The organism is Flavobacterium zhairuonense, assembly GCF_004352915.1.
Taxonomy (GTDB): domain Bacteria; phylum Bacteroidota; class Bacteroidia; order Flavobacteriales; family Flavobacteriaceae; genus Flavobacterium; species Flavobacterium zhairuonense.
The window spans coordinates 205825-230283 of sequence record NZ_SJSY01000075.1 but is presented as its reverse complement, the minus strand read 5'-3'; the positions used below and the strand labels follow the sequence as shown (position 1 = coordinate 230283).

Annotated in this window: 26 protein-coding genes and 1 tRNA gene; 13 read left to right on the top strand and 14 right to left on the bottom strand. The window is 32.2% G+C overall.

Annotated features, from left to right (window positions below):
- Window positions 1-3: 3 nt before the first annotated feature.
- The 7 genes from ruvC to EYY60_RS17580 all read left to right on the top strand — a co-directional run bounded on the left by ruvC (window position 4) and on the right by EYY60_RS17580 (window position 4606).
- A complete protein-coding gene (gene ruvC / locus EYY60_RS17610; protein ID WP_132990612.1) occupies window positions 4-558 on the top strand; it encodes a crossover junction endodeoxyribonuclease RuvC in 555 nt (184 codons plus the stop codon).
- Window positions 559-645: 87 nt separating this feature from the next.
- Complete coding sequence (gene hemW, locus EYY60_RS17605) at window positions 646-1782, top strand: radical SAM family heme chaperone HemW (protein ID WP_132990611.1); 1137 nt, start codon at window positions 646-648, stop codon at window positions 1780-1782.
- A gap of 87 nt (window positions 1783-1869) precedes the next feature.
- On the top strand, window positions 1870-2637 hold the full coding sequence (locus tag EYY60_RS17600) for a cyclase family protein (protein ID WP_132990610.1): 768 nt from the start codon (window positions 1870-1872) through the stop codon (window positions 2635-2637).
- A gap of 53 nt (window positions 2638-2690) precedes the next feature.
- A complete protein-coding gene (locus EYY60_RS17595; protein ID WP_132990609.1) occupies window positions 2691-3092 on the top strand; it encodes a GNAT family N-acetyltransferase in 402 nt (133 codons plus the stop codon).
- On the top strand, window positions 3089-3439 hold the full coding sequence (locus EYY60_RS17590; protein WP_132990608.1) for a DUF4260 domain-containing protein: 351 nt from the start codon (window positions 3089-3091) through the stop codon (window positions 3437-3439). The genes EYY60_RS17595 and EYY60_RS17590 overlap by 4 nt, the downstream gene beginning before the upstream one ends.
- A 6-nt stretch (window positions 3440-3445) precedes the next feature.
- A complete protein-coding gene (locus EYY60_RS17585; RefSeq protein WP_132990607.1) occupies window positions 3446-3817 on the top strand; it encodes an MmcQ/YjbR family DNA-binding protein in 372 nt (123 codons plus the stop codon).
- A gap of 72 nt (window positions 3818-3889) precedes the next feature.
- Window positions 3890-4606: a PH domain-containing protein gene (locus EYY60_RS17580; protein WP_132990606.1), complete on the top strand. Its 717-nt coding sequence runs from the start codon at window positions 3890-3892 to the stop codon at window positions 4604-4606.
- Window positions 4607-4743: 137 nt separating this feature from the next.
- On the opposite strand, the gene EYY60_RS17575 is transcribed toward EYY60_RS17580, so the two are convergent.
- The 4 genes from EYY60_RS17575 to EYY60_RS17560 form a co-directional block, all read right to left on the bottom strand.
- Complete coding sequence (locus EYY60_RS17575) at window positions 4744-5844, bottom strand: DUF4407 domain-containing protein (RefSeq protein ID WP_132990605.1); 1101 nt, start codon at window positions 5842-5844, stop codon at window positions 4744-4746.
- A gap of 407 nt (window positions 5845-6251) precedes the next feature.
- Window positions 6252-8912: a peptidase associated domain and porin domain-containing protein gene (locus EYY60_RS17570; protein ID WP_132990604.1), complete on the bottom strand. Its 2661-nt coding sequence runs from the start codon at window positions 8910-8912 to the stop codon at window positions 6252-6254.
- 50 nt (window positions 8913-8962) lie between these two features.
- Window positions 8963-9700, bottom strand: coding sequence for a GLPGLI family protein (locus tag EYY60_RS17565; protein ID WP_132990603.1), 738 nt, complete (start codon window positions 9698-9700; stop codon window positions 8963-8965).
- 55 nt (window positions 9701-9755) lie between these two features.
- Window positions 9756-9980 carry a hypothetical protein gene (locus EYY60_RS17560; protein WP_132990602.1) on the bottom strand — a complete coding sequence of 75 codons (225 nt, stop codon included), beginning with the start codon at window positions 9978-9980 and terminating at the stop codon, window positions 9756-9758.
- A gap of 121 nt (window positions 9981-10101) precedes the next feature.
- Between EYY60_RS17560 and EYY60_RS17555 the strand changes: the two genes are divergently transcribed.
- Window positions 10102-10428, top strand: a complete 327-nt coding sequence (locus EYY60_RS17555; RefSeq protein ID WP_132990601.1) for a helix-turn-helix domain-containing protein — start codon at window positions 10102-10104, stop codon at window positions 10426-10428.
- 38 nt (window positions 10429-10466) lie between these two features.
- On the opposite strand, the gene pckA is transcribed toward EYY60_RS17555, so the two are convergent.
- Window positions 10467-12071, bottom strand: a complete 1605-nt coding sequence (gene pckA / locus EYY60_RS17550) for a phosphoenolpyruvate carboxykinase (ATP) (protein ID WP_132990600.1) — start codon at window positions 12069-12071, stop codon at window positions 10467-10469.
- Window positions 12072-12371: 300 nt separating this feature from the next.
- Window positions 12372-12758, bottom strand: a complete 387-nt coding sequence (locus EYY60_RS17545; protein ID WP_132990599.1) for a DUF423 domain-containing protein — start codon at window positions 12756-12758, stop codon at window positions 12372-12374.
- A 191-nt stretch (window positions 12759-12949) separates the two neighbouring features.
- Between EYY60_RS17545 and EYY60_RS17540 the strand changes: the two genes are divergently transcribed.
- Complete coding sequence (locus tag EYY60_RS17540; protein WP_132990598.1) at window positions 12950-14314, top strand: saccharopine dehydrogenase family protein; 1365 nt, start codon at window positions 12950-12952, stop codon at window positions 14312-14314.
- Window positions 14315-14524: 210 nt separating this feature from the next.
- Here the strand turns inward: EYY60_RS17540 and EYY60_RS17535 are convergent, their stop codons facing one another.
- From EYY60_RS17535 to EYY60_RS17505, 7 genes are all read right to left on the bottom strand, one after another.
- Window positions 14525-16189 (bottom strand): M56 family metallopeptidase, encoded by a 1665-nt coding sequence (locus EYY60_RS17535; RefSeq protein ID WP_132990597.1) that lies wholly within the window; start codon window positions 16187-16189, stop codon window positions 14525-14527.
- Complete coding sequence (locus tag EYY60_RS17530; RefSeq protein WP_026726910.1) at window positions 16186-16557, bottom strand: BlaI/MecI/CopY family transcriptional regulator; 372 nt, start codon at window positions 16555-16557, stop codon at window positions 16186-16188. Before EYY60_RS17530 ends, EYY60_RS17535 begins: the two co-directional genes overlap by 4 nt.
- 94 nt (window positions 16558-16651) lie before the next feature.
- On the bottom strand, window positions 16652-17614 hold the full coding sequence (locus tag EYY60_RS17525) for a DUF6624 domain-containing protein (RefSeq protein ID WP_132990596.1): 963 nt from the start codon (window positions 17612-17614) through the stop codon (window positions 16652-16654).
- Window positions 17615-17617: 3 nt separating this feature from the next.
- Window positions 17618-18055, bottom strand: a complete 438-nt coding sequence (locus EYY60_RS17520; RefSeq protein ID WP_132990595.1) for a toxin-antitoxin system YwqK family antitoxin — start codon at window positions 18053-18055, stop codon at window positions 17618-17620.
- 103 nt (window positions 18056-18158) lie between these two features.
- Window positions 18159-18872, bottom strand: coding sequence for an energy transducer TonB (locus tag EYY60_RS17515; protein ID WP_132990594.1), 714 nt, complete (start codon window positions 18870-18872; stop codon window positions 18159-18161).
- Window positions 18873-19026: 154 nt separating this feature from the next.
- Entirely contained in the window at window positions 19027-19635 is a 609-nt protein-coding gene (locus EYY60_RS17510) for a hypothetical protein (protein ID WP_132990593.1), read from the bottom strand.
- A 4-nt stretch (window positions 19636-19639) separates the two neighbouring features.
- Window positions 19640-21028 carry a dipeptidase gene (locus EYY60_RS17505; protein ID WP_132990592.1) on the bottom strand — a complete coding sequence of 463 codons (1389 nt, stop codon included), beginning with the start codon at window positions 21026-21028 and terminating at the stop codon, window positions 19640-19642.
- A gap of 110 nt (window positions 21029-21138) precedes the next feature.
- Between EYY60_RS17505 and EYY60_RS17500 the strand changes: the two genes are divergently transcribed.
- The 4 genes from EYY60_RS17500 to EYY60_RS17485 all read left to right on the top strand — a co-directional run bounded on the left by EYY60_RS17500 (window position 21139) and on the right by EYY60_RS17485 (window position 23414).
- Window positions 21139-21220 (top strand) — tRNA-Leu (locus EYY60_RS17500).
- Between the two features lie 148 nt (window positions 21221-21368).
- The gene (locus EYY60_RS17495; RefSeq protein ID WP_132990591.1) at window positions 21369-21842 is read left to right on the top strand and encodes a YcxB family protein; all 474 of its coding nucleotides are present in this window, start codon (window positions 21369-21371) and stop codon (window positions 21840-21842) included.
- 466 nt (window positions 21843-22308) lie between these two features.
- The gene (locus tag EYY60_RS17490) at window positions 22309-22731 is read left to right on the top strand and encodes a hypothetical protein (protein WP_132990590.1); all 423 of its coding nucleotides are present in this window, start codon (window positions 22309-22311) and stop codon (window positions 22729-22731) included.
- A gap of 26 nt (window positions 22732-22757) precedes the next feature.
- Window positions 22758-23414, top strand: coding sequence for a 3-keto-disaccharide hydrolase (locus EYY60_RS17485; RefSeq protein ID WP_132990589.1), 657 nt, complete (start codon window positions 22758-22760; stop codon window positions 23412-23414).
- 208 nt (window positions 23415-23622) lie between these two features.
- On the opposite strand, the gene EYY60_RS17480 is transcribed toward EYY60_RS17485, so the two are convergent.
- Window positions 23623-24288, bottom strand: a complete 666-nt coding sequence (locus EYY60_RS17480) for an HAD family hydrolase (protein ID WP_132990588.1) — start codon at window positions 24286-24288, stop codon at window positions 23623-23625.
- Window positions 24289-24459: the final 171 nt, after the last annotated feature.

Below are 24459 nucleotides of genomic sequence, written 5' to 3'. Positions count from 1 at the left end.
AAAGTGGCACAAGAACGCATCATATTAGGTATTGATCCCGGAACCACTATTATGGGTTTCGGATTGATTAAAGTTACCAATAAAAAAATGGAATTTCTGCAATTAAACGAATTGCAACTTTCCAAATACGACAATCATTACCAAAAACTACGAATCATTTTTGAAAGAACGATCGAACTTATCGAAACGCATTGTCCTGATGAAATTGCTATCGAAGCACCTTTCTTTGGCAAAAACGTTCAATCGATGCTAAAATTAGGTCGCGCACAAGGCGTTGCCATGGCAGCGGGACTTTCAAGAGGAATCCCAATCACAGAATATGAACCTAAAAAAATAAAAATGGCGATTACCGGAAACGGAAATGCCAGCAAAGAACAAGTTGCCAAAATGCTCCAACAGCTTTTAGGTTTAAAAGAATTGCCAAAAAACCTCGATTCTACAGATGGTTTGGCGGCAGCGGTTTGTCATCATTTTAATTCGGGGAAAGTTGTCGCGGGAAAAAGTTACTCGGGTTGGGATGCTTTTGTGAAACAAAACGAGGATCGAGTGAAAAAATAATTCAATGTGCCAATTTGATAATTAGATAATTCTGTAGACAACGAATAAATTATCTAATTGACACATTCTCTAATTATCTAATTAAAAATGTCGGGAATCTACATTCATATTCCTTTTTGCAAACAGGCTTGTCACTATTGCGATTTTCATTTTTCTACTTCGATGAAGAAGAAAGATGAAATGGTTGTGGCTTTAGCCAAAGAAATTGCTATGCGCAAAAACGAATTCACGAATGAGATTGTAGAAACCATTTATTTTGGTGGTGGAACTCCTTCTGTTCTGTCAAATAACGAAATCAACTTTTTAATTTCTGAAGTTTATGAGAATTATAAAGTTGTCGAAAATCCCGAAATTACGCTTGAAGCCAATCCTGATGATTTATCTGCCGAAAGAATTTTAGAACTTTCTAAAAGCCCAATAAACCGTTTAAGCATTGGAATTCAGTCTTTTTATGAAGACGATTTGAAAATGATGAATCGCGCCCATAATTCGGCGGAAGCCAAAAAATGTTTGGAAAAATCGACAAAATATTTTGATAATATTTCGCTTGATTTGATTTATGGAATTCCAGGAATGAGTGACGAAATGTGGAGACAGAATATCCAGACTGCTTTAGATTTTGGCATTCCGCATATTTCGAGTTATGCTTTGACAGTGGAACCAAAAACAGCTTTAAGCAAATTAATTAAAACCGGAAAGGTTGCTGAGCCTCAAGACGAAGTGGCTTCCAACCATTTTATGATTTTGGTCGAAATGCTTCAAAAAAACGGTTTTATTCATTACGAATTATCCAATTTTGGGAAAGAGAATTATTTCTCCAAAAACAATTCGGCTTATTGGTTAGGTAAAAAATATATCGGAATCGGACCTTCGGCACATAGTTATGACGGTGAAAAAAGAGGCTGGAATATTGCCAATAATTCTCTGTATTTAAAAGCGATTCAAAACGACGAACTACCTATTGAAACTGAAATTCTTACCATTTCAGATCGTTATAATGAATATATCATGACAGGATTAAGAACTATTTGGGGTGTTTCTTTAGACAGAATTGAAAAGGAATTCGGATCAGAATATTTGAATTATTTACTAGAGCAATCTCAAAAATTCTTAAACGACGATTTGCTATCGATCGAAAACAACATTTTAAAACCAACTCCAAAAGGAAAATTTTTAACGGATGGAATTGCTTCAGATTTATTTTATTTAAATTTGGAAGACTAAAAATTGAACGCTGATAAAACGGATGCAAGCAACGCTGATTAATCCGTTTAAATCCGCGTTAGTATATCCGTAAAATCCGTGTCCCAAATGATTGCAATTCTCGACAATAAATATCAAATCGACTTATCTAAACCTATCGATATCTCTATTCCATTAACCAATACAGATGAAAATCCGATCGCTTGGTACATTGAAAAACCAGTTATTGAACCTGTCGTTTTTGGAGATTGGATTGGGAAAGTTTCGGAAGGAAAATCATCTACGAATTTTAATAATATTTTCTTCAATCCGCATGGGCATGGAACACATACGGAATGTCTCGGGCATATTACAAATGATTTTTATAGTATTAATCAATCGTTGAAGCAGTTTTTCTTTTTTGCTAAATTGATTACGATTGAACCTGAGAAAATTGGAGATGATTTAGTAATTACAAAAGATCAGATTATAAACTTACTTACTGAAAAAACAGAAGCTTTGATCATTAGAACAATTCCAAATCAGCTGGATAAAAAATCAAGAAAATATTCTAATACAAATCCGCCATATTTGTCTGAAGATGCTGCGATTTTCATCCGCGAAAGCGAAATTAAGCATTTGTTGATTGATCTTCCGAGTGTTGATAAAGAACATGACGAAGGGAAATTATTGGCTCATAAAGCTTTTTGGAATGTAAAAGACACGCACAATGTAAATCCAGACGCAAGATTCAATGCTACAATTACCGAAATGATTTACGTTCCAGACGAAATTGAAGATGGAAATTATATACTAAATCTGCAAATCGCTTCGTTTGAAAATGATGCAAGTCCGAGCAAACCTATATTATTTAAGATTTTAGATTGTAGAGTTTAGATTTCTATTCCTGCAAAAAATCTAAAATCTGAACTCTAAAATCTAAAATTAAAATGATTAGTGTTTCTACAGATAAAAGTAAACTCGATGTTCCGTTTATACAGAACTTTTTAAAAGACATTTATTGGGCTGCAGGACGAACTCTTGAAGAAGTCCAGCGAACAATTGATGCTTCGGTTTGCTTCGGAATTTATTTGGATGACAAACAGATTGGCTTTGCTCGCGTGATAACTGATTATGTCGTTTTCGCTTATTTGATGGATGTTTTTATTGATGAAGAACATCGCGGAAAGGGTTATTCGTCAATTCTAATTGAAGCGATGATGAACGAACCGCAATTGCAAAAAGTCAAAATATGGCGATTGGCTACAAGCGACGCTCACTTTTTATATGAAAAATTCGGATTTACAAAACTGAATCATCCTGAAAAGATGATGGAAAAAATAGTCAAATGAAAACAGTCTTAAAATTTGAAGAAATAGCTTTATTTATTTTCGGCATCTTTTTATTCCATCAATTACATTACAAATGGTGGTGGTTTTTGGCACTAATTTTAGCGCCTGATTTATCAATGATTGGTTATGCTTTTGGAAACAAAGTTGGAGCTTTTCTTTATAATATCTTTCATCATAAAGGAATTGCAATTCTTTTATATGTTTTAGGTTTTTATTTCAAAAATGAGTTATTGCAATTAGCAGGAATTATTTTATTTTCACATTCGGCAATGGATCGTATTTTTGGTTACGGCCTCAAATACGAAAAAGGTTTTAAATACACACATTTAGGTGAAATTGGTAAATAAACAATCATGAATTTAGAAACGTATTACGAATATTGTCTTTCGAAAAAAGGTGTCAGCGAGCATTTTCCTTTTGATGAAGATACTTTGGTTTTTAAAGTAGGCGGAAAAATGTTTGCTTTGTCTTCGCTTTCTCAATGGGAAAAAAATGAAGCTTCAGTCAATTTAAAATGCGACCCAGACCGCGCTGAAGAACTCAGAGCCGAGTACGACGAAATAAAACCAGGGTTTCATATGAGTAAAGTACATTGGAATACCGTAGCTTTAAATGGAAACTTACCAGATAAATTTGTGAAAGAACTTATTGATCATTCGTATGAATTGGTTTTCAAAAGTTTGACAAAGAAAATTCAAAATGAAATAACTGAATTAGAAAATTAGGCATTACATTTGCAACGTTAGAAAAAAATCTTAGCAACTTAGTTACTTTGTAACTTAGCAACTTATAACACCATGAAAGAACAATTTAAAAAATTTCTGAACGAAGAACAAGATCCAAAAGCGATTGAAAAAATCACTTCGAAACTTAACGATTTATTGATGAAAGGCGAAGAAGTTGGATACATTGCAGTGCAAAAAAAACCTGCTATTACTGTTTTTCCTGACAGCATTGTATTAACAAATAAACGTATTATCATCTGCAAGCCTAAAAATTTAGGTCTTTCTATGGACTTCACAGATTATACTTGGGATGATATTGCAAGTACGTTTGTAAAAGAAAATATTTTAGGTTCTGAATTTTCATTTGGCACCAAAACAGATTTAGCTATTTCTATCGATTACATTCCAAAAATCCAAGCTAGAAAAATTTATACTTACGCTAAAGAACAATTGGATTTATTGAAAAATCCTGTTCAAACTGCAACTCCAGTTCAAGAAACAGTACAAGTTGAAGAACCTGTTTTTGAAGACGAAGATGAAGTTGAAGAAGTTGAAACAGAAGAAGTGACAAGCTTTGCAGAAATCTTACCAGCTGCGCCTGCTGTTACAGAAACTTACGAACCATTGCCAACACAACCTTCACAATCAACAGGAGAACGCAAATTAAGTGATTTGTCTAAAGAAGAGCTTTTCGACAAATTACAGAATTACAAAAAACTTCTTGATAATGGCTTGATCATGCAAGGAGAATATGATGCGTACAAAAAAGAGATTTTAAGTTACATGTAATTTTTAAAGTACAAAGTTCTGAGAACAAAGTACAAAGATTTTTGACGTTGTCTAAAATAAAAAAGCCCGAAATAGAATCTCTATTTCGGGCTTTGCATTTAAACTTTATACTTAGAAACTTTGCACTTTGTACTTATTTACAAAGTCGCCTTCTGTTTTTCTACAAATTTATGCGATTGTAGTTCCAGCAATTCTTTTGCATTCTTTCGCTGTAAATCAAATAAACCTTTGTCTTCTGCAATGTCAGCATAAACTCTGTCGTGCATTTCGGCGCTGGTTTTCACTAATAAATCGCGTTGGTATTTGTTTTGTGCCAAAGTTGCTTTCATGGCAGTTTCGGCCTCTTCTTGCTTGAAATCAAATTCACCTTTTGGCGCTAATAATTTGGCAATAATTGGCGATGTTTCAATTGCCAAAAACAACAGCATAATGAAAAATGACGGAAGCCAAGGCAGTTTGTTCAACGCATTTATACGCGCCATTAATCCATCGAAGCCTTCAATAATTGGTTGTGTTTGCGAAACTTTCTTGTCTAAATCAGCTTGCAATTGTTTCCCGATTTTTTCTTTTTCGGCGATTTTTGCTTCGTTTGTAGTTTTTAGGGCTTCGAATTCTTTTAAAGATGCGTCGTGTTTTTCTCTTTTTTCTTTGTAAACTGGGCCTTTTCCAAGTCTTTTAGTTCCTGCAGTTCCTTCTGCTTCTGTAATATAAGTAGAGTATAAAGCGTTCACTTCTTTTTCTTTCTTTACAATATCAGCTTTTAAAGCCGCAATCTCAGCTTTATTTTTATCTAAATCCGTTTTGAAATAAGTTCCAATTTGCTTTTTATTGGCCAATTCCATTTCGTTTTTCTCTTTCAATAAAACGGTATTGATTTCTTTTTCGAAGATTTTAATTTCCAAAGGTTTTGAAATTACAATCGCAATAATAATTGCTAATGCAATACGAGGAGTTGCCTGCAGAAATTCATCCAGAAAACGATCTCTTTTCTTGATAGTCGAAACAATAAAACGATCCAAATTGAAAATCAGCAAACTCCATACAAATCCAAAAATCAAAGCGGGATAAATAGAATCGAAAACGGTAAAAAGTGCATAAGCACTCGCTAAAAATGCCATTACAGCAGTAAAAAATACAGTGGCGCCAATTCCAACATATTTGGTTTGCTCGCCCTCTGAGCAGTCTTTCAAGAGATCGCGGTCGGCTCCTGAACATAGGATAAAAAATTGTTTTAACATGATTGATGATTTTTGATTGTGATTGATCAAACAAATTTAGCGCCAAAAATTTAATTATGAGGCAAATAGTCAATTTGTTTTTGTTCACGCCTTAAAAAATTTCTATTTAACAAGTGTTATTTTAAAATTAATAAGTTTGTTTTTCACCAGGCTAATCATAACATTAAATTAATTTTTTTCAACTTTTTAAATAACATTAAGGTTCTAGTTTCGCACCATATCAGCTTAAATCATAATGAACAAATTACAATCAAAAATTACAAAGCTGATTCTGTGCTTAAGATTTGTCTAAAAGTATCAACCAGCCAAAAGAAATAAATTTCAAGTTTCCCAATCGCTGTTTTTCAGTGTTAAATTTATTTTTTGCGATTGGAAACAAAAAAAGCTGTTCAAATTGAACAGCTTTTTTATAATTTATAGCTAACCGAAAACATCATTACTCTTGGTAAAATATAGGTTGACTGCTGACTAATAATATAATCTGAAAAAGAATAACTATTCTTTCTTCGAACATCAAATAAGTTATTACTAATCAATTCAAATCCAAAAGGGTTGTTTTTTTTCTGATAACGCAAACTCATATTTGTTACTTCATAAGAATCACTACGATTATTTGAATTTATATTTTTTAGATATTGATAATCTACTTTATAAATCCAAAATTTAAAAAACGTAAATTCGAGATTACTATTAAGAGCATCAGATTGATAACTTGAGCTTGTTAACCCCGTAAAATGGCTGTATCCTTTTTCATACCCAATACTTAGATTCGGCCATTCTTTATAAGCAGTCTTAAATATTGCTCCAAAATTTTGGTTATTTCTATTATTTAATGTTATTGAATTATTTAACTTTTGGAAATAATTCAACCAATTCAAATTAGCATTTAAGATAAGTTCAAACCGATAAATTTTCTTTTTAAAAGAGCCGTTAAAAAGTACGCTAGTTTCGGGATCATTTCTTAAAACTGGCGTATTGAACTGATTGATACCATCTATTCCTATTTGATTCCTAATGACTTCGTTTTTCCTTATATAGTTTAAAAACCCATTCCAAAAAATCCCTTTATATATATTCATTTTTGAATAAAACAAATTAAAAGTATGATACTTACCATTTTGCAATAGTTCGTTTCCTTTGTAAACAAGGTTGTACTTTTGCAACGTATATCGATTTGAGACCTGATTAACTTCGGGGAAATTTGCCTCTAGTTTATAATTTAAGCTTATTTTTTCAGATTGGCTAAATTCATAGTCGATATTCCATTGTGGTAGTAATATTTTCTTCGAAAATTTGTAATCTCCGCCTATTTGTTTATTTTTCAATTCGTACCAGTGATAATATAGCCCTGTTTTATTAGTCCACTTTCCTATTTTAAACTTGTATTCTAACCCAAGATAAAAATCATTAAATTGATATTTTGTATTATTCCCAAATCCTGCCTTATCAAAATTGTTAATTGTATTATCACTTAGCAATTGCATTTCGGCTGTTTCGAATTTTGAATCTTCAAAATTGTTACCAATATTGATATAAATATGATTATGACTATTAATAATCCAATAATGTTTAAAAATAGCATCAACAATATTGGCTCTTAACTTTTTTAATTGGTCTACTTTATAACTTCTATCTTCTTGCAGGGGAATAAATCCTTCTAAAAAAGGCTCATTGGTTAGCCATTGATTCCCTAGTTTACTATTTTCATAAGATTGGCTTAGTACAAATGTTGTGGTATTTGTCAGGTTATAATTTTTATGCCATTCGAGATATTGCTTAAAAGAGGTATTATCAGCATTATTAAGTGTTTTAAATATACTTGAATCTGCTTTGGTAAAAGAATCCATTACGCTTTTTAAATCATTTGTACTGGATTGAAATTGTCCGTTATAAAATACTTTTTGATTCTTGTTAGGAGCATAATCCATTTTTAGATTCGTAATATTCAAAACACTCGAATTTTGATTGTTTTCAATTTTGTTTTCATAAGTCTGACTTGTGTTTTCTAAATATTCATTTTGAATCACATTTCTTGCATTACTTAAAATTTTTGAGAAAATTGAAAATCCTAAAACAGTAAATTTTGGAGAAAAATTATAGCTCAGACTTATCGCTTCAAATTGCGACTTATTATGTACAACATCTGTATTATCTTTAGTAAGTGCATACAAGTTATTAATTGTTTTTCTTTTTAACAGATAATTGCTTGATCCGCCTGTAAACCTTCTTAAGTCACTATATGTAAAAGTACTTTTACCAATATTATTTACATCGCCTATAAAACTTACATTTAATTTTGATGCATAATAAAACAATCCTGCATGAAGTAAATTTGACTCATTAATCCCTACACCAAGACCACCTTCAATGTCTCCAAAAACGAATTTCTTTTTATCCTCTTTGAGTTTTACATTCATTGCCAGATCTTCACTGTCAGAGACTTTTTTCATAAAACCAACCTCATTAAAATTATCAATGACTTCAATTTTGTCAAGAGCATCCGCTGGAATATTCTCAACAGCTAATTTAGAACCTCCTCCAAAAAAAGGTTTTCCTTCAACCAACATTTGAGTAACTTTTTTTCCCTGAACTGTTACTATCCCATTCTTGTCTACCTCTATTCCTGGAAGTTTTTCTAAGATTTCTTTCATTTTGCGTTCATTCCCGTTCGCAAAACTTTTAACAGTAAAAGTAATTGTATCTTTCCTTATTTTAATGGCTTTATATTCATGCTTTATGACAATCTCTTTTAATTTCTCACCACTTGAATGTAAACTAAAATTATATATTGTTACATCAGAATTAGATTTAAGTTCAAGTAATTGATCTTTAAAACCAATGTACGAAACAACAATTTCATAATCAATATTTTTATCGAGTTCTAAAATATATCTCCCTTTATTGTCGGTTATTGCAAATTTTAAGCCTGCTTTTTCTTGCAAAGGTCTAGCTATGAGATTGGCTGATTCCAAAAAAATACCTGTTTCAGAAGATATTGTTCCTTTTAAAATTTTTATTTGACAAAAACAAATTACAGGAAATAAAAAGAAAAGTATTACTTTAAGCATTACTATTGCCTCATTAGAGATGCTGAGGATTATTTTTAAGTGAACAAAATCTAAAATTTATCATCTGGCTTTTTAAATCCATTTACAGCATTTCTGTTTTTGAATGCAGTCATTACCATTTCATCAAATTCTTGCTGATTAATTACAGGATATTCCTTCGGATTATCCATTATTGGTGGCTTTGCTAAATTCAAATCAATTTTTTTAACCCCATAAACAACATTTCGCACTTGTAACTCTAATATAAGACCAGGCAGATTACCATACCCATTTGGTCCAAATGAAACAGGAATCTTTGGGCAGTACCAAGCAATAATTGGAAAAACAAAACTTCCTTTTCCATTATTTATTTTCTTTGTTGAAGTTGCTTTATAACATAAAAAGCCTTGAATTTCTTTGGTATCATTTTCTAATATCCACTCGCTTATAGCATCTGTCTTTAGCAAATAATTACCGAAACCATTAACCGCACAGAGTGAATATTCCTTATTTTGATAGACTACATTCATATAACCAGCAGAAATTTTCGCCATAAAAAGATCTGAATTTGCAACTGCCAAACCTTCATCAAAAGAAAAAACAGCTTTTTCTTTATCGAAATTTAACACAAAACTTAAATATTTAGCATTTTCAACAGTCTCTGCATATGTATTTTTGAGAGGTCCATTTTCTTTAAGCCCCTCAAGCATTTCAATATTTACGCCATATTCAATTCTTCCATTTCTTATCTGAGCAGAAGAAATAAAAACTGTAAAAAAAATCAAGATAATAATTACTCTATTTGTCATAATTTATACTGTTTATTGATGGGCTTTCATCGTAGAAAGCCCATTATTATTAGAATTATGCTCCCATGCATCTACCCCATGCGGCTGCACCAAAAAAGTATGATTCAAAGTAACCACATCCATTGGACATACACTCATCAAATGCGGCTTCTTGATCTTGAGTGCAATCTGATAAAACAACAACTTCAGGTTGAAGTTTTTTTACCTGTAAATAATTATTAGCAACTGAAATTGTGCTAAATCCAACAACAGCAAAAACTGTAAATAATAATTTTTCCATAATTAAATTTTGTAATATTAATACTATATTTTATATATTACAAACTTATTTATTTGTTATTTTTCTTACTATATTGATTTCGAATAAAATTTATACTATTTCAAACTAAAAAAATATCTATATGCCAGTAGGATTTAAAATCAAAAAATTAAGAGAGGAAAATAATTTGTCACAAAGCAAATTAGCCGATGATCTGGGAATTACTCAAAGCGAATTATCTAAGATCGAAAATGGAAGATTAAAAAAAATAGATCTTTATTTTGTCGTCAAAGTATGCAATTATTTTAGTAAAAATTTAGACTTTTTTGTTGCAGGAGAAATGACCCAAAAAAAACAAGGTGAATTTAATATTGAGAACTCTACTCTCGTTATTTTAAATGAACTCAACAAAATAGTTCAAGAGTTTCGAGAAAAGAATGAGTATAAAAACAAAAAAAGCTGTTCATAACGAACAGCTTTTTTAATTTTGAATTAGTAATTGCCCCTTTATTCTGTAATCGGTGCTCCTGCTAAAATTTCAGCATTTGCAAATTCTTCAAATTTGGCAAAATTAGCTTTGAATTTCTGAGCTAATTCTAACGCTTTTTTATCGTATAAATCTTTATCTGCCCATGTATTTCTTGGATTTAAAATTTCCTCTGGAACATTTGGACAAGATTGTGGTTTTGCAATTCCAAATACAGCGTGATCTTTGTACTCTACACTATCCAATTCTCCGTTTAATGCCGCAGTAATCATAGCACGAGTATATTTTAGTTTCATTCGGCTTCCAGTTCCGTAAGGACCGCCTGTCCATCCTGTATTGATCAACCAAACTTTTACTCCTGCATCTTTCATTTTTTTGCTTAACATTTCAGCATATTTTGTTGGATGCAAAGGCATGAAAGGCGCTCCAAAACAAGCAGAGAAATTTGGCTGTGGTTCTGTTACACCAGCTTCAGTTCCAGCAACTTTTGCAGTATATCCAGAAATAAAATGGTAAGCCGCCTGACCTGGAGTTAATCTTGAAATTGGAGGCAAAATTCCGAAAGAGTCTGCCGTCAAGAAAAATATATTTTTAGGATTGTGGCCAATTGAACCTGGCTGAATATTGTCAATATGAGATATTGGGTAACTAACACGTGTATTTTGAGTGATTGAAACATCATCATAATCCACTTCGTTAGTTCCTGCTTTGAAAACCACATTTTCTAAAAGTGCACCTTTTTTGATTGCTCTGTAAATGTCTGGTTCATTCTCTTCAGAAAGGTTGATTACTTTCGCATAACAACCGCCTTCAAAGTTGAAAACTGAATTTTCGCTTGTCCATCCGTGTTCGTCATCTCCAATTAATTTACGTTCTGGATCTGCAGACAAAGTAGTTTTTCCTGTTCCAGATAATCCGAAGAAAATTGCAGTATCTCCGTTTTTACCAACGTTGGCACTACAGTGCATTGGAAGTGTATTTTTGAAAACTGGCAAGATGAAATTCAACGCAGAGAAAATTCCTTTTTTCATTTCACCTGTATATCCAGTTCCGCCAATAAGAGCAATTTTTTTAGTAAAATCTAAAATTGCGAAGTTAGACTGACGAGTTCCGTCAACAGCAGGATCTGCCATGAAACTTGGCGCACAAACTACCGTCCATTCTGGAGTAAAGTTTGCTAATTCTGAATCTTCTGGACGAAGAAACATATTGTAGCAAAATAAATTTGACCAAGCCGTCTCGGTTACAACACGAACATTTAGTCTATAGTTTGCATCAGAACAAACATAAGAATCGCGAACGAAAACTTCTTTGTCTGATAAAAACTTTGTTACCTTATTATATAGTTTTTCAAAAGCTTCTGGTGCAAAAGGAATATTTACATTTCCCCACCATACTTTATCTTCTGTAATCGCATCTTTTACAATAAAACGATCTTGTGGAGAACGTCCTGTAAATTCACCTGTATTAATAGCCAATGCTCCTGTTGAGCTTTCGACACCCTGGCCTGATTGTAAAGTAATGGCATGCAATTCATCTGGGGATAATTGATAGCGAACTTTAGCATTTTCAATTCCTAATTCTTTTAACGAAATCGATTGCGAGAAAAGTGTGTTAGTGTCCATAAATTTTAAGTTGTGTGTGATGTTTGATAGAATGCAAAATTACAGATTTATTGTAAATCCTTTAAAAATATTTCAATTTCACTTTAATTTATGTCAAAAAAGCAAAATTTGAACTTTAAATTCAATAAAATAAAAAAATAAGAGCTTCTAATTTGTTATCTTATAACCTTTTGTGTCAATTTGTTATATTTTTCTCTTTTTAAAGTGAAAAACAAAACAAATTCACACAAATGAGATTATATGTTATTTATGAGACAAAATTAAATATTAATTTTTAGATAGAATTTTTTATTCGGGATTTTATGATTTTTGCCTCAAAATAGTAACAAATAAGGTCAACCAAGCAATAATTAATAGCATTCCGCCTAAAGGTGTTGCGAATCCTATAAATTTAAAATCGAATAAAGTGAAGTTTTTTGTAGCCAATAAATAAATCGAACCGCTAAAAAGAACAACGCCTGCCACGACCAAATTATAAATGGTTTTTAACGTTTTTTCAGAAATGTCTTTTCGAGTCGAAATGAAAAACAAAAAGAAAGCATGATACATTTGATAACGAACTCCAACTTCAAAAGTATTCAGTTCTTCTACAGATAAATATTTTTTAAGCAAATGAGCTCCAAAAGCGCCTAAAATAATAGCTAACATTCCGATAAAAGCTCCCGTCAAAACTATTCTTCTTTTCATGTTTCTGTTTTTCTAATTACCCCACAAAAATACTCAATACAATTAGAAAAAAGTGTTTGCTTTTTGCCAAAAATAAGGCCGAAACTGAAAAATTTGGTTTTTAACTTATTTCAAAAATAAATTGCATTTTTTTCTATTCTATATTGTTATAATTATAACATTTTAATATATTTGTGTTATAAATATAAAATATGAGAAGCATATTAATTTTTGGAGCGGGTCGCTCAGCGTCGTCATTGATTCGTTATTTACTTTCAAAATCTGAGAGCGAAAACCTTCATTTGGTTGTCGCCGATCTTTCTTTGGCCTTGGCCGAAAAAAAGACACAAAAGCATCCAAATGCAACTCCAATTGCTTTAGATATTTTTAATGCTGAAGAAAGAAAATCGGCAATTGAAAAAGCTTCCATTGTTATTTCGATGCTTCCGGCACATTTACATATTGAAATTGCAAAAGATTGCCTTCATTTCAAAAAACATCTTGTCACAGCTTCTTATATAAGCGACGCTATGCAAGCACTTGACAATGAAGCGAAAGAAAACAATTTGATTTTCATGAATGAAATTGGCCTTGATCCTGGAATTGACCATATGAGTGCCATGAAAGTAATTGATGAAATCCGATCAAAAGGCGGCAAAATGCTTTTGTTTGAATCTTTCTGTGGCGGACTTGTAGCGCCAGAATCTGACAATAATTTATGGAATTACAAATTTACTTGGGCACCAAGAAATGTGGTTTTAGCCGGACAAGGCGGTGCGGCGAAATTTATTCAAGAAGGAACTTATAAATACATTCCGTATAGCGCTTTGTTTCGCAGAACTGAATTTTTGGAAGTGGAAGGTTACGGAAAATTTGAAGCGTATTCAAACCGAGATTCCCTTAAATACAGATCAGTTTACGGACTTGACGATATTTTGACTTTATACCGAGGAACTATACGGAGAGTTGGTTTTTCAAAGGCTTGGAATATGTTTGTACAACTCGGAATGACTGACGACAGTTATATTATAGAAGATTCTGAAAACATGAGTTATCGTCAATTCATGAATTCATTTTTGCCTTATCACCCAACGGATTCTGTTGAAATCAAAACGAGATTCATCTTAAAAATTGATCAAGACGATATTATGTGGGACAAACTTTTGGAATTGGATTTATTCAACGCAAATAAAAAAGTAAATCTGCCGAATGCAACTCCAGCTCAAATTTTAGAAAAAATATTGACCGATAGTTGGGCTTTGGAACCAGATGATAAAGACATGATTGTCATGTATCATAAATTTGGCTTCGAATGCAACGGAGAAAAAAAACAAATTGATTCAAAAATGGTTTGCATTGGCGATGACCAAACTTACACCGCAATGGCAAAAACCGTTGGTCTGCCAGTAGCGATGGCAACATTGTTGATTTTGAACGGAAAAATTACAACTCCTGGCGTTCAACTTCCAATTAAAAAAGAAGTTTATGAGCCAATTTTAAAAGAATTAGAAGAATACGGCGTGATTTTCAATGAACAAATCGTACCCTATTTTGGATATAATCCGGACTTGTTTTAGTCCATTTTTTTTAATTTTTATTTTTTAGAATTTTTTTTTAGTTTATTTTATCCGCTTCTCTGATGCAAAGAAGCGGATTTTTTTTTGAAGGGACAAAGAAACAAAGTTACAAAGTGACAGAGTTTTTTGTAGAGACGCACTGCAGTGCGTCTAACTTATAAGAGAAAAAACCTTTGTCACTTTGTAACTTTGTAACTCTGAACCTAAAAATTATTTTTCCGATTGAATAGTTATCGGTAACGTGTACAACAGACGAACTGGCTGTCCTTTTTGAATTCCTGGATTCCATTTTGGAGAAAGTTTTAAAACACGAATTGCCTCATCGCCTAATCCCAAACCTAAATCTTTTATTACTTGAAATTCTGAAAGCGAACCATCTGTTTCAATCATAAATTCTACTATGACTTTTCCTTCAATTTTCTCTGCTGGTGTTTTAAAATTTTTGCCTACAAATTTGTAGAATTCCAATATTCCGCCTGGAAATTCTGGCTGTCTTTCAACATCGTTTACAGTTACTGTGGTTTCTTTTTCTGGCGTTTTTTGAATTTTATCTTTATGTGAGTCTTCACTAGCCATAATTGTTATGGTTCCAGCATCTCGCACTTGATTTTGACCATACACTTTATCATAACCTTCAGCAGTAAACAATGTTACTTGATACCTTTGCGGAAACCTCTTGCTTCTTGCATTTTTATACACAAAACTATTAAAGTAAGAAACAAAATTACTTGCCTGATATTTATTTAATTCCGAATTCGGGACGTGTTTTCCATCAATCCAAACAGCATAATTTTCGCTGTTTTTAAAACCTTCATACTCCTTTAAAGCAGGGGTTTTCTTTGCAAGAGATGGCGAAGGCGGAATAAGCTTTTTCTCTTGCTCTGTCAATTCAGAATATTTCTTTTCAACAAATACAGTATTGTTTTTATTTTTGAAAACAAAGTTTGTATTTGCATAATATTTGTCTGAAGACGAAGCATTTTGTGTTTTTTTGTTTCCTGTATCTGCTTTAATTTCTTGAGCAATAGTTTCCACACATAAGAGAAACATTAAACCAATGGCGACAGGCAAGGCAGCAATTTTTTTTAGAAACGCTGTGTTTTTTGATGTTCTTTTTTTCATCATAATTAATCGTTTTTTTGTTACTAAATAATTCAAATTACTGGCCAAGTAAATCGTTTGACTTCCACTTGCTTTACTTAAAAGAAGATTTTGATAAAATGGAACATCATTATAGGTTTTCACAATTTCCTGATCGGCAAGAAATTCATGATTGAGTTGTATTGCTTTTTTATAAAATAAAAATATAGGATTGAACCAAAAAATAGTTTTCAAAAACTCCACAAACAAAATATCCAATGTGTGTTTTTGAGTGACATGAACTAACTCATGCAAGTATAATTCGTCTTCGATATTTTCGCTTTTAAAATCATCCGCATTAATAAAAATATAATTCAAGAAAGTATATGGCAAGACCTTTTCTTCTACCAAAACCAATTTTGAATTTTTAAAATCTACTGAAGGATTACTGTTGATTTTAGATCTAAAATTTTTAATATTTCTTCCAAACCTCAGCATCAATATTAAAGTCACCAATGCATAGAAACTCCACAAAAAAATCAATTTATAATTGGTTTCTTCGACAACATTCTGCATCAGAATTAATGGCTGATTCACAACAATTTGATTCGATACATTTACCGGAATTTCTTTGATAATTTCAAATGAAACAAAAGGAACAACCAACGAAAACACAATCGCAAAAAGCAAAAAGAATCGATTAAACTGATGCATTTTTTCGCGCTCTAATACAAAATGGTAAAAGGCAAGAAAAGCACCTAAAGCAATAGCTGATTTTACAAGAAAGCCTATCATTTTTTCTTCTTTTGAATTTCTGAATCGATTATTTTTTTAAGATCTTCTAATTCTGAAGCAGATAGATTTGTTTCGGTCGTAAAAAACGAAGCAAACTGCGATGCCGAATTATTGAAGAAATTGCTGATCAATCCTTTTACGTGTTTCGAAAAATAATCTGTTTTCTTCACCAAAGGATAATATTCTCTCGAATTTCCAAATTCATTGTAAGCAACGAATTTTTTGTCGATCATTCGCTTTAGCAATGTTGCAACGGTTGTTGTTGCCGGTTTTGGTTCTGGATACGCTTCAAGCAAATCTTTCATGAAAGCTTTTTCAAGTTTCCATAAATGTTCCATTAATTGTTCTTCTGCGTTTGATAGTTGCATTTTTTTAAGGTTCTAAGGTTCTGAGATACTAAGCTTCTAAGGTTTTCTCTCCTGTTTGTTTTTTTTCTGAAGAATAAAATCTACTCTTTACTCTTTACTCTTTAATATTTTCAAGTTTTTCCAATTCAGGTAATTCTTTTTTGTACTCTTCTAAATTCCATTCAATATTCATTTTTGCGGCATAATCTGCTATAGGTCCAAGCCCGACCTCTGCGCGTCTTTTATCTACATTATCTGGATCAATCAGCGGCGATATGTACCATTTATTTGTCTTTTTATTCTTGGCACTCTGGCTTCCATAAATTTGATGTCTTCCTTCTCTCAACGCCACTCTATCTTCTAAATATGCCAAATTTATTGGACTTGCATTGCCATTTTTAACCGCATGTCTCAGCATTGGCAAATACTTTTGCTGGTATTTTAAATTAGAATGCTGAATAACCAAAAACAAAGTCTTATTTCCTTGAACACCAACAACATCTTTTCCTAACCACCCTCTTTCGTCCAGTATTTTCATAACCTTGATAAGATTAATACTGTCCTTTCTTATCATGATTTTGCCAATACTATCAATTTTCTTTTTGTCGGGTTTTGGAGATTTATAAACATTCATAAATTCCCCGCGAATTTCCTGATCTTCAATATAAATTTCCGAAAGTTCTTTTTCCAGTACCTTATCGTAATTTACTCCAATAATCTCTAATTTCTTTTGGAGTTTCTCAATTGTTTTTTTCCATTCTTTTTCTGAATGCAATGCCATTAAATCCCTATCAACTTGAAGTTCATCCATGTTTTGAAATCCATTGTCAATGGCCAGATTGAGCCATTTAAATGCTTTTTTGGTCTCTTTTGCCATAGATGCAGAACAGCCTGCATTGTATAAATTTTTCGCAGATTTTTGTTCCACTTTAAACGCTTTTTCATAATACGCAACAGCCATTTTATAGTCTTCTTTTCCGTAGCAAGAATCTGCTTTGCGAATCCATTCTTTATAAGTCTGCGCTTTCGCGGAAAGACAAATCATGACAATAAAACTAAAAGCAATTATTTTTTTCATGGTTTAATTTTGGCCTATTATTGGGTATTTTTGTTCTGAGATTAATTCGCCTTTATTATAATTTTTGATGCTTTTCAATTTTCCATTATCCGAATAGAATTTCCATTCTCCAAAATAAAACCAATGCGTTTCAACCGAATTCGCTTCTAATTTTGTTTTTCCTTTTGATTCTAATTTTCCGTTTTCGTAATAACTTTTCATGATACAAATTCCGTTTTTGTATTTTTCGGTTTTATAAAGCTTTCCGTTAATATACGATTTCCATTTTTTAACCGGAACATCGTGTTTATAATATTCATAAGATTTGTATACTGTGCCGTCTTGTGTATAATTATCAATCCAAACACCTTCTTTCTTATGATCAATTTTTTGATTGACTGGTTTGCTTTTACAACTCAAAAGCATAAATCCGAATAAAAATATTAAAAAAAAGTTTTTCATAAAAAAGGATTTGTTCTACAGTTATAGATATTGTTCTACAAATGTAGAGATAAAAATCAAACGTGCAACTTTTATGATCAAAATTTTCTAATCAATTATAATTTTACTGTTCTTTATCAGGTTCTTGAATAGAAATTGGAAGATGAAATTTAGCGGCGACTACTTGGCCGTTTAGTTTGCCAGGTATCCATTTTTGGGATAATCGTAGTACTCTCAAAGCTTCTTCGCCCGTGCCGTAACCAAGATCTTTTACCACTTGCATATCGGTTAGTGAGCCATCTTTTTGTACGATAAAGGTAACACGTATGGTTCCTTTTAACACAATTCCTGTTGGTGTTGATGGCACTTTAAAAAAATGACCAGCAAATTTATAAAACTCAGGCATTCCGCCTGGGTAAGTTGGTTTTTCGGTTAAATCTGCTGTTAGATAATAGCCGTTTTGAGGTTTTATTTCCTTAATTGGAGCAACTTTAGAAAGCGTGATTTCTTCAAACTCTGGACCGCCTTTTTTAAGTTTTTCGGCAATTTGTTCTTTAGATAATTTCCTGTTTTCAAAAAATACTTTTAGAACCGCTATTTTTTCTATTTCGTTAAGAGCAGTAAATTTCTTTTCTCCAACAAAAACTCCTTCGTAATTTTTAATTTTAAAAGTAGTATTCGCATAATAGGCTTCGATGTCATTTCGCATTTTTTGTGCTTCCTCCGAAGTAGGCTTTGGCTTTGCTTCCTGCGCGATGGTTCTGACATTGAAAAACAAAATAAAAGCCGAACACAAAAGTATTTTCGCTTTAAAAACTAAATCTGATTTTGGGAGCATCGTGGTATTTTTTTAGTTATTTTTCTTATAAAAATACTAAATTCCATGAAATTGCAATATTTAAATTCCAAAACTCTGTAAACAAAAAAATCCGCTCATTGCTGAACGGATTTTTCTAATATTTAAGCCTAAAAAAAAGATTTTATTCTCTGTATTAGGAATTATCTATTAAACACTCAAGAAGCATATCTTCATGATTATTAATTTCTTTTGTTGTCATTTTTCTGTATCGCCTTCCGAGACAGTCTAAAGCATCATCTAAAAGTGGATCTGAAATAGCTTTTACTTTTGCATCTTTTAATTCTTGTTGAATTTGTTTTTTTACTGTTGGTTTAGTACCAATAAAATCACCATCTTTTGAATAAAAGTAAAAATCCGGTTTTTCTTGTCGCTGCTTTTTCAAAAGTGCATTGCATCTCTTTAAACTCACAAGAAGAATAGAATCACAATCTTTTGAATTTCGAACATCTTCAATAACACAATTACAAATAAAATCGTTTTCTTTCGGACTAAGTTCCCTTATTTTACCAAGAGCTCTTTCATTTAATTCATTTTTAAGATTTTGTTCTGACCCTAACGGTATACCATCAGCAGTAAACACTTCGCCCAAAGAATAAGCCTTTACTTTTTCACCAGGTTTTACTTGCTTAATTACTGAAACAGATTCTTTCTCTGAATTTACAGGGATAGATCTTTTCTCTGAATTTCCACATGAAAATAAAAAGAAAATTAGAACTAATGAAAAGGCAACTTTAATCTTCATCTTCTTATTTACTCAATTCCACAAAATACTTGTAAAACAACGGAATCGTTTCAATTCCTTTCAAGTAATTAAAGATTCCGAAATGCTCGTTTGGCGAGTGAATTGCGTCGCTGTCTAAACCAAATCCCATCAAAATCGTTTTGCTTTTTAATTCTTTTTCGAATAAAGCTACGATTGGAATACTTCCTCCTGAACGAACCGGAATTGCGGGAACGCCAAACGTTTCTGTATAGGCCTTATTTGCTGCCTGATAACCAATGCTGTCTATTGGCGTTACATAACCTTGACCTCCATGGTGAGGCGTTACTTTTACTGTAACTCCCGCCGGAGCAATACTTGTGAAATGTTTTGAAAACAATTCTGTGATTTCTTCCCAATCTTGATTCGGAACCAAACGCATCGAGATTTTAGCGAAAGCTTTGCTCGCAATAACTGTTTTTGCGCCTTCACCAGTGTAACCGCCCCAGATTCCGTTTACGTCTAATGTTGGACGAATTGAGTTTCTTTCGTTTGTTACGTAACCTTTTTCGCCGTAAACATCATTTAAGTCTAATGCTTTTTTATATTTTTCTAAGTTGAAAGGCGCTTTTGCCATTTCAGCTCTTTCTTCTGCAGATAATTCCTGAACTTTATCATAGAATCCCGGAATCGTAATATGATTGTCTTCATCGTGAAGCGAAGCAATCATTTTTGCCAAAATATTAATTGGATTCGCCACTGCTCCACCGTACAATCCTGAATGCAAATCGCGATTTGGACCTGTAACTTCAACCTCAACATAACTCAAACCTCTCAAACCTGTCGTGATTGACGGTTGTTGGTTTGAAATCATTCCGGTATCAGAAATCAAAATAACGTCGTTTTTCAGTTTTTCCTGATTGCGTTCTACGAACCAAGCCAAACTTGCTGAACCTACTTCTTCCTCGCCTTCGATCATGAATTTTACGTTACAAGGCAACGTATTGCTTTGTACCATTAATTCAAGCGCTTTTACATGCATATACATCTGACCTTTGTCGTCACATGCTCCACGCGCGAAAATGGCTCCGTCAGGGTGAATTTCTGTAGTTTTGATAACCGGTTCAAAAGGTGGTGAAGTCCATAATTCTAATGGATCTGGCGGTTGAACATCGTAATGTCCGTAAACTAAAACTGTTGGAAGATTTGGATCGATTATTTTCTCTCCGTAGATAATTGGGTAACCTGGAGTGTCGCAAGTTTCGACATAATCGCATCCTGCTTTTGATAAACTTTCTTTTACAGCCTCTGCTGTGTCAATAACATCTTGTGAATATGCAGTGTCGGCACTTACCGACGGAATCTTTAATAATTCGATCAATTCATTGATAAACCGATCTTTATGTTGTTGAACGTAGGACTTAATATTTTCCATTTAAATTATTTTTATAGAAACCCAAAAGTACGAAAAAGAGAATTAATAATTTTTTTGAAATTTTTCTTTGAATATTCGAAAGTATGCTTATCTTTGCACCCACAATTACCGCGGATATGGCGAAATTGGTAGACGTGCCAGACTTAGGATCTGGTGCCGCAAGGCGTGTAGGTTCGAGTCCTATTATCCGCACTTAAACAAAGCTTCTGAAGATTTTCTTCAGAAGCTTTGTTGTTTTTGGTGTATTTTGATTTATACTTATAAAATCCTTTTACTTTTATAAAAACTCTTTTTTATTATATTTGAGTCTAAAGATTATCCCGATTTTTACAAATAAATTATGATCAAAACCAAAAAATTTCAACTTACTAAAAACGAATATTTCTTATTTATTATTAGAATTCTATTAAAAAAGCAATGGTGGTTTTATGCTTTTATGTTATTCCTCTCTATTGCAATTTTATTTAAGGATAAAAAAGATTCTCTCGATGTTTTTATGATTGTCTTTGGATTCCTCTTTCCAACAATTACATTTTTTCGATATTGGAGGTTTGCAAACTCAAAGGAAAATGAAAATTTCTTTAGAGAAATGCAACATGAAATTTTTAAAGATAAAATTGTTTCTACTGTAGGTGAAATATCTGAAAGCACAATTGACTTAAAGAGCTTTATAAAAGTTTTAGAATTAAATGATCTTTTTCTTTTATACCTATCAAAGGATCAATGCATATATTTTCCTAAACGAATTTTTGAAACTAAAGAGGATGAAAATTGGTTTAGAAATGAAGTTTTTCTAAAGATTAAAAACAAATGATTAAAACCAAAATCTTTTCTCTTAATAAATTTCATATTGAAAAATCTCAGAAATCTTGACTTAACTCAAAAATTTGCAATTGCAATTCCTGCCTTGTTTATCTTAAGTTGCTTAATAAAATATTATGTACAAAGATTTAGATTTTCTGATGAATTTAGATGGATATACAAATACGGTAGCATAGGTTCTTTATCACTATGCTGTTTGCTTGTTATTTTTTCTTTTGTAAATTCAATTTCAATGTTTGGTTTAAAAATGAAGCTAATTCCAAAACTCCTATGGATTTTACTTAGCGCATCTGTTTTTCTTTTTATAGCAATTGGAATGACAAATGTAATGTTCAAATAGAGCTAATTTTCAGGTAAAGCCTTTTCTCTTTAAAACATAAAAAAAACTCCAGCTAAAGCAGGAGGCAATTTCATTTATTCCTAGATTTGTTTATCAACTAAATCATTCGAGTAAGAATATGACAATACCGAAACAAAAGAAAACTACATTTTTTATTATTACATTATTAAGTATAATTGTATTGTGTAGTTTTATAAACTTCAGAAGTATCCATGTAAAATTTCACAATAAAACAGGAGAAGATATTGATTCATTAGTAATTGCAGGAACTTTAATTGGCAACTTAAAGAATGGTAGTTCAACAGAATATATTAGCTTCAAACAATTTAAATTTGATGGTAGTATTCCATACGAACAAATTAGCGGAATTATCAGCAACAAAAAAGTTAATCAACTCAATTGGAGCTGGTGCGGCACAGAAAGAAATACACAATCTAAAGGGTCTTATATTTTTGATTTGAAAAAAGACACTAGGATTAAAGACACATCTTATCTATATCTTGTAGCTCATAATCAAAAAATCTTCTGGGAAGAAAAATAAATCAACTTCATTTCAAATTCACAATCATGTTCAAAAAATCAACTTTTGCTTTTGCTCTACTTTTTATTCTAAATTCATGTCTCGTTCAGCAAAAAAGTTTAGAAATAAACGATTGGTATGCTTTTACAAAATCAAATACAGCGCAACAGGAACCATCAAATGTTTATGAATTCACAGACGGAATGATTCGCATGCACGGCGAAGATCCTAGCTGTTTGATGACCAAAAAAAGCTATAAAAACTTTGAACTTGCGCTTGAATACAGATGGAATCTCGACGAGAAATACAAAATGAAAGGCACAAAAAACAGCGGTGTGATGTATAATATTCCGTTAGATGCTTCTGATAAAATCTGGCCAAAAGGAATTCAGTTTCAAATAAAAGAAAACGTTACTGGCGACTTTATCTTTTTGGATAACGTAACAGCAAAAGTGAATGGAAAATTAGTTGAAGCTGGCGCAAGTGTAGTTTCTCCTAAATTTTTAGAAAATGAAAAACCTTATGGCGAATGGAATTTAGTTGTCATTAAATCTTTAAACGGAAAAATCAAGCAATATTTAAACGGAAAATTAGTAAATGAATGTACCGAAGCTTCTTCTACAGAAGGTAAAATTTCTTTGAATTATGAGCGTTCGCCAATTGATTTTAGAAATATTCAGATAAAAAATATTTCTAAGGAGTAAAGGCTATCCGTTTAATTTGTCATTTCGATCCCAAGGCTTTGAGAGAGAAATCACACTCGCATCTCGACAAAGATTACGCAGCGAAACCCGACAGGTTTTAAAAACCTGTCGGGTTTGCTAATCATTCATAAAAAAAACCTCCAGTTAAAACTGGAGGCAATTTAAATTATGTTCCTTTATTTAAATGAACTTATATTTCTTAAATGGTTCAAAATTTTAGGTTTAATAACTCCAAAATTTTATCGACATTAATTTCACTATAATCATTAATATAAAAATCACACGGCGGAAGTTCTTCTTTTGTATGCGAACTCAAAACACCAACCACTTTCATTCCGGCATTTAATCCCGCCGTAACACCCGAAAAAGAATCTTCGAAAACCACACAATCCGACGGCGAAACACCAACTCTTTCTGCCGATTTTAGATACACTTCTGGATTTGGTTTATGAAATTTAACATCTTCTGATGACATCATCGAATCCATTTTTTCACCTAGTTTCAAAGCATTCGCAATCAAATCCAAATTCGCGCGAGGCGCAGATGTTCCGACTGCCGTTTTAAATCCGCGAGATTTTAGTTCGCTTAAAAACTCCAAATAGTGTGGAATCGTTTCTACTTTATCTTTATAAATGTCACGAAACATTCCTTCTTTTTCATCTTCAAGTTTAGCCAATTCTTCTCCTGTAATTGGGCGCTTGAAAAAATGTGTCATAATATATCCGTTATGTTTTCCGTACATATGTTCTTCAAATTCTTTCTCTGAATGAGGAATCTGATATTTGTCAAAGAATGCTTGAAAAGCTTTTGCATGATCGGGATTGGTATGGCAAATAACGCCGTCCATATCGAAAATTACACATTGCTGGCTCATAATTTTGTTTTGTTGTTTTTAACGGTTGCAAGATACTTAATTCCGTAGAGTTGGACCGAGGTTTCTCGTAGAGTTTTTTTTAATCTCGCAAAGTCGCAGAGACGCAAAGTTTTTTTTGTTTCACGCAGATTTTAAAAAGATTTAAGCAGATATATACAGATTATTTATTTC

Bases quoted from the DNA above. Each gene is read 5' to 3' on its own strand.
- EYY60_RS17540 (WP_132990598.1), top strand. From the start codon at position 12,950: ATGAGAAGCATATTAATTTTTGGAGCGGGTCGCTCAGCGTCGTCATTG.
- EYY60_RS17600 (WP_132990610.1), top strand. From the start codon at position 1,870: ATGATTGCAATTCTCGACAATAAATATCAAATCGACTTATCTAAACCT.
- pckA (WP_132990600.1), bottom strand. From the start codon at position 12,071: ATGGACACTAACACACTTTTCTCGCAATCGATTTCGTTAAAAGAATTA.
- EYY60_RS17525 (WP_132990596.1), bottom strand. From the start codon at position 17,614: ATGAAAAAAATAATTGCTTTTAGTTTTATTGTCATGATTTGTCTTTCC.
- EYY60_RS17545 (WP_132990599.1), bottom strand. From the start codon at position 12,758: ATGAAAAGAAGAATAGTTTTGACGGGAGCTTTTATCGGAATGTTAGCT.
- EYY60_RS17505 (WP_132990592.1), bottom strand. From the start codon at position 21,028: ATGGAAAATATTAAGTCCTACGTTCAACAACATAAAGATCGGTTTATC.
- EYY60_RS17515 (WP_132990594.1), bottom strand. From the start codon at position 18,872: ATGCTCCCAAAATCAGATTTAGTTTTTAAAGCGAAAATACTTTTGTGT.
- EYY60_RS17595 (WP_132990609.1), top strand. From the start codon at position 2,691: ATGATTAGTGTTTCTACAGATAAAAGTAAACTCGATGTTCCGTTTATA.
- EYY60_RS17590 (WP_132990608.1), top strand. From the start codon at position 3,089: ATGAAAACAGTCTTAAAATTTGAAGAAATAGCTTTATTTATTTTCGGC.
- EYY60_RS17560 (WP_132990602.1), bottom strand. From the start codon at position 9,980: ATGGAAAAATTATTATTTACAGTTTTTGCTGTTGTTGGATTTAGCACA.
- EYY60_RS17535 (WP_132990597.1), bottom strand. From the start codon at position 16,189: ATGATAGGCTTTCTTGTAAAATCAGCTATTGCTTTAGGTGCTTTTCTT.
- EYY60_RS17520 (WP_132990595.1), bottom strand. From the start codon at position 18,055: ATGAAAAACTTTTTTTTAATATTTTTATTCGGATTTATGCTTTTGAGT.
- EYY60_RS17510 (WP_132990593.1), bottom strand. From the start codon at position 19,635: ATGAAGATTAAAGTTGCCTTTTCATTAGTTCTAATTTTCTTTTTATTT.
- EYY60_RS17495 (WP_132990591.1), top strand. From the start codon at position 21,369: ATGATCAAAACCAAAAAATTTCAACTTACTAAAAACGAATATTTCTTA.
- EYY60_RS17570 (WP_132990604.1), bottom strand. From the start codon at position 8,912: ATGCTTAAAGTAATACTTTTCTTTTTATTTCCTGTAATTTGTTTTTGT.
- EYY60_RS17575 (WP_132990605.1), bottom strand. From the start codon at position 5,844: ATGTTAAAACAATTTTTTATCCTATGTTCAGGAGCCGACCGCGATCTC.
- EYY60_RS17490 (WP_132990590.1), top strand. From the start codon at position 22,309: ATGACAATACCGAAACAAAAGAAAACTACATTTTTTATTATTACATTA.
- EYY60_RS17585 (WP_132990607.1), top strand. From the start codon at position 3,446: ATGAATTTAGAAACGTATTACGAATATTGTCTTTCGAAAAAAGGTGTC.
- EYY60_RS17580 (WP_132990606.1), top strand. From the start codon at position 3,890: ATGAAAGAACAATTTAAAAAATTTCTGAACGAAGAACAAGATCCAAAA.
- EYY60_RS17555 (WP_132990601.1), top strand. From the start codon at position 10,102: ATGCCAGTAGGATTTAAAATCAAAAAATTAAGAGAGGAAAATAATTTG.
- hemW (WP_132990611.1), top strand. From the start codon at position 646: ATGTCGGGAATCTACATTCATATTCCTTTTTGCAAACAGGCTTGTCAC.
- EYY60_RS17530 (WP_026726910.1), bottom strand. From the start codon at position 16,557: ATGCAACTATCAAACGCAGAAGAACAATTAATGGAACATTTATGGAAA.
- EYY60_RS17480 (WP_132990588.1), bottom strand. From the start codon at position 24,288: ATGAGCCAGCAATGTGTAATTTTCGATATGGACGGCGTTATTTGCCAT.
- EYY60_RS17565 (WP_132990603.1), bottom strand. From the start codon at position 9,700: ATGACAAATAGAGTAATTATTATCTTGATTTTTTTTACAGTTTTTATT.
- EYY60_RS17485 (WP_132990589.1), top strand. From the start codon at position 22,758: ATGTTCAAAAAATCAACTTTTGCTTTTGCTCTACTTTTTATTCTAAAT.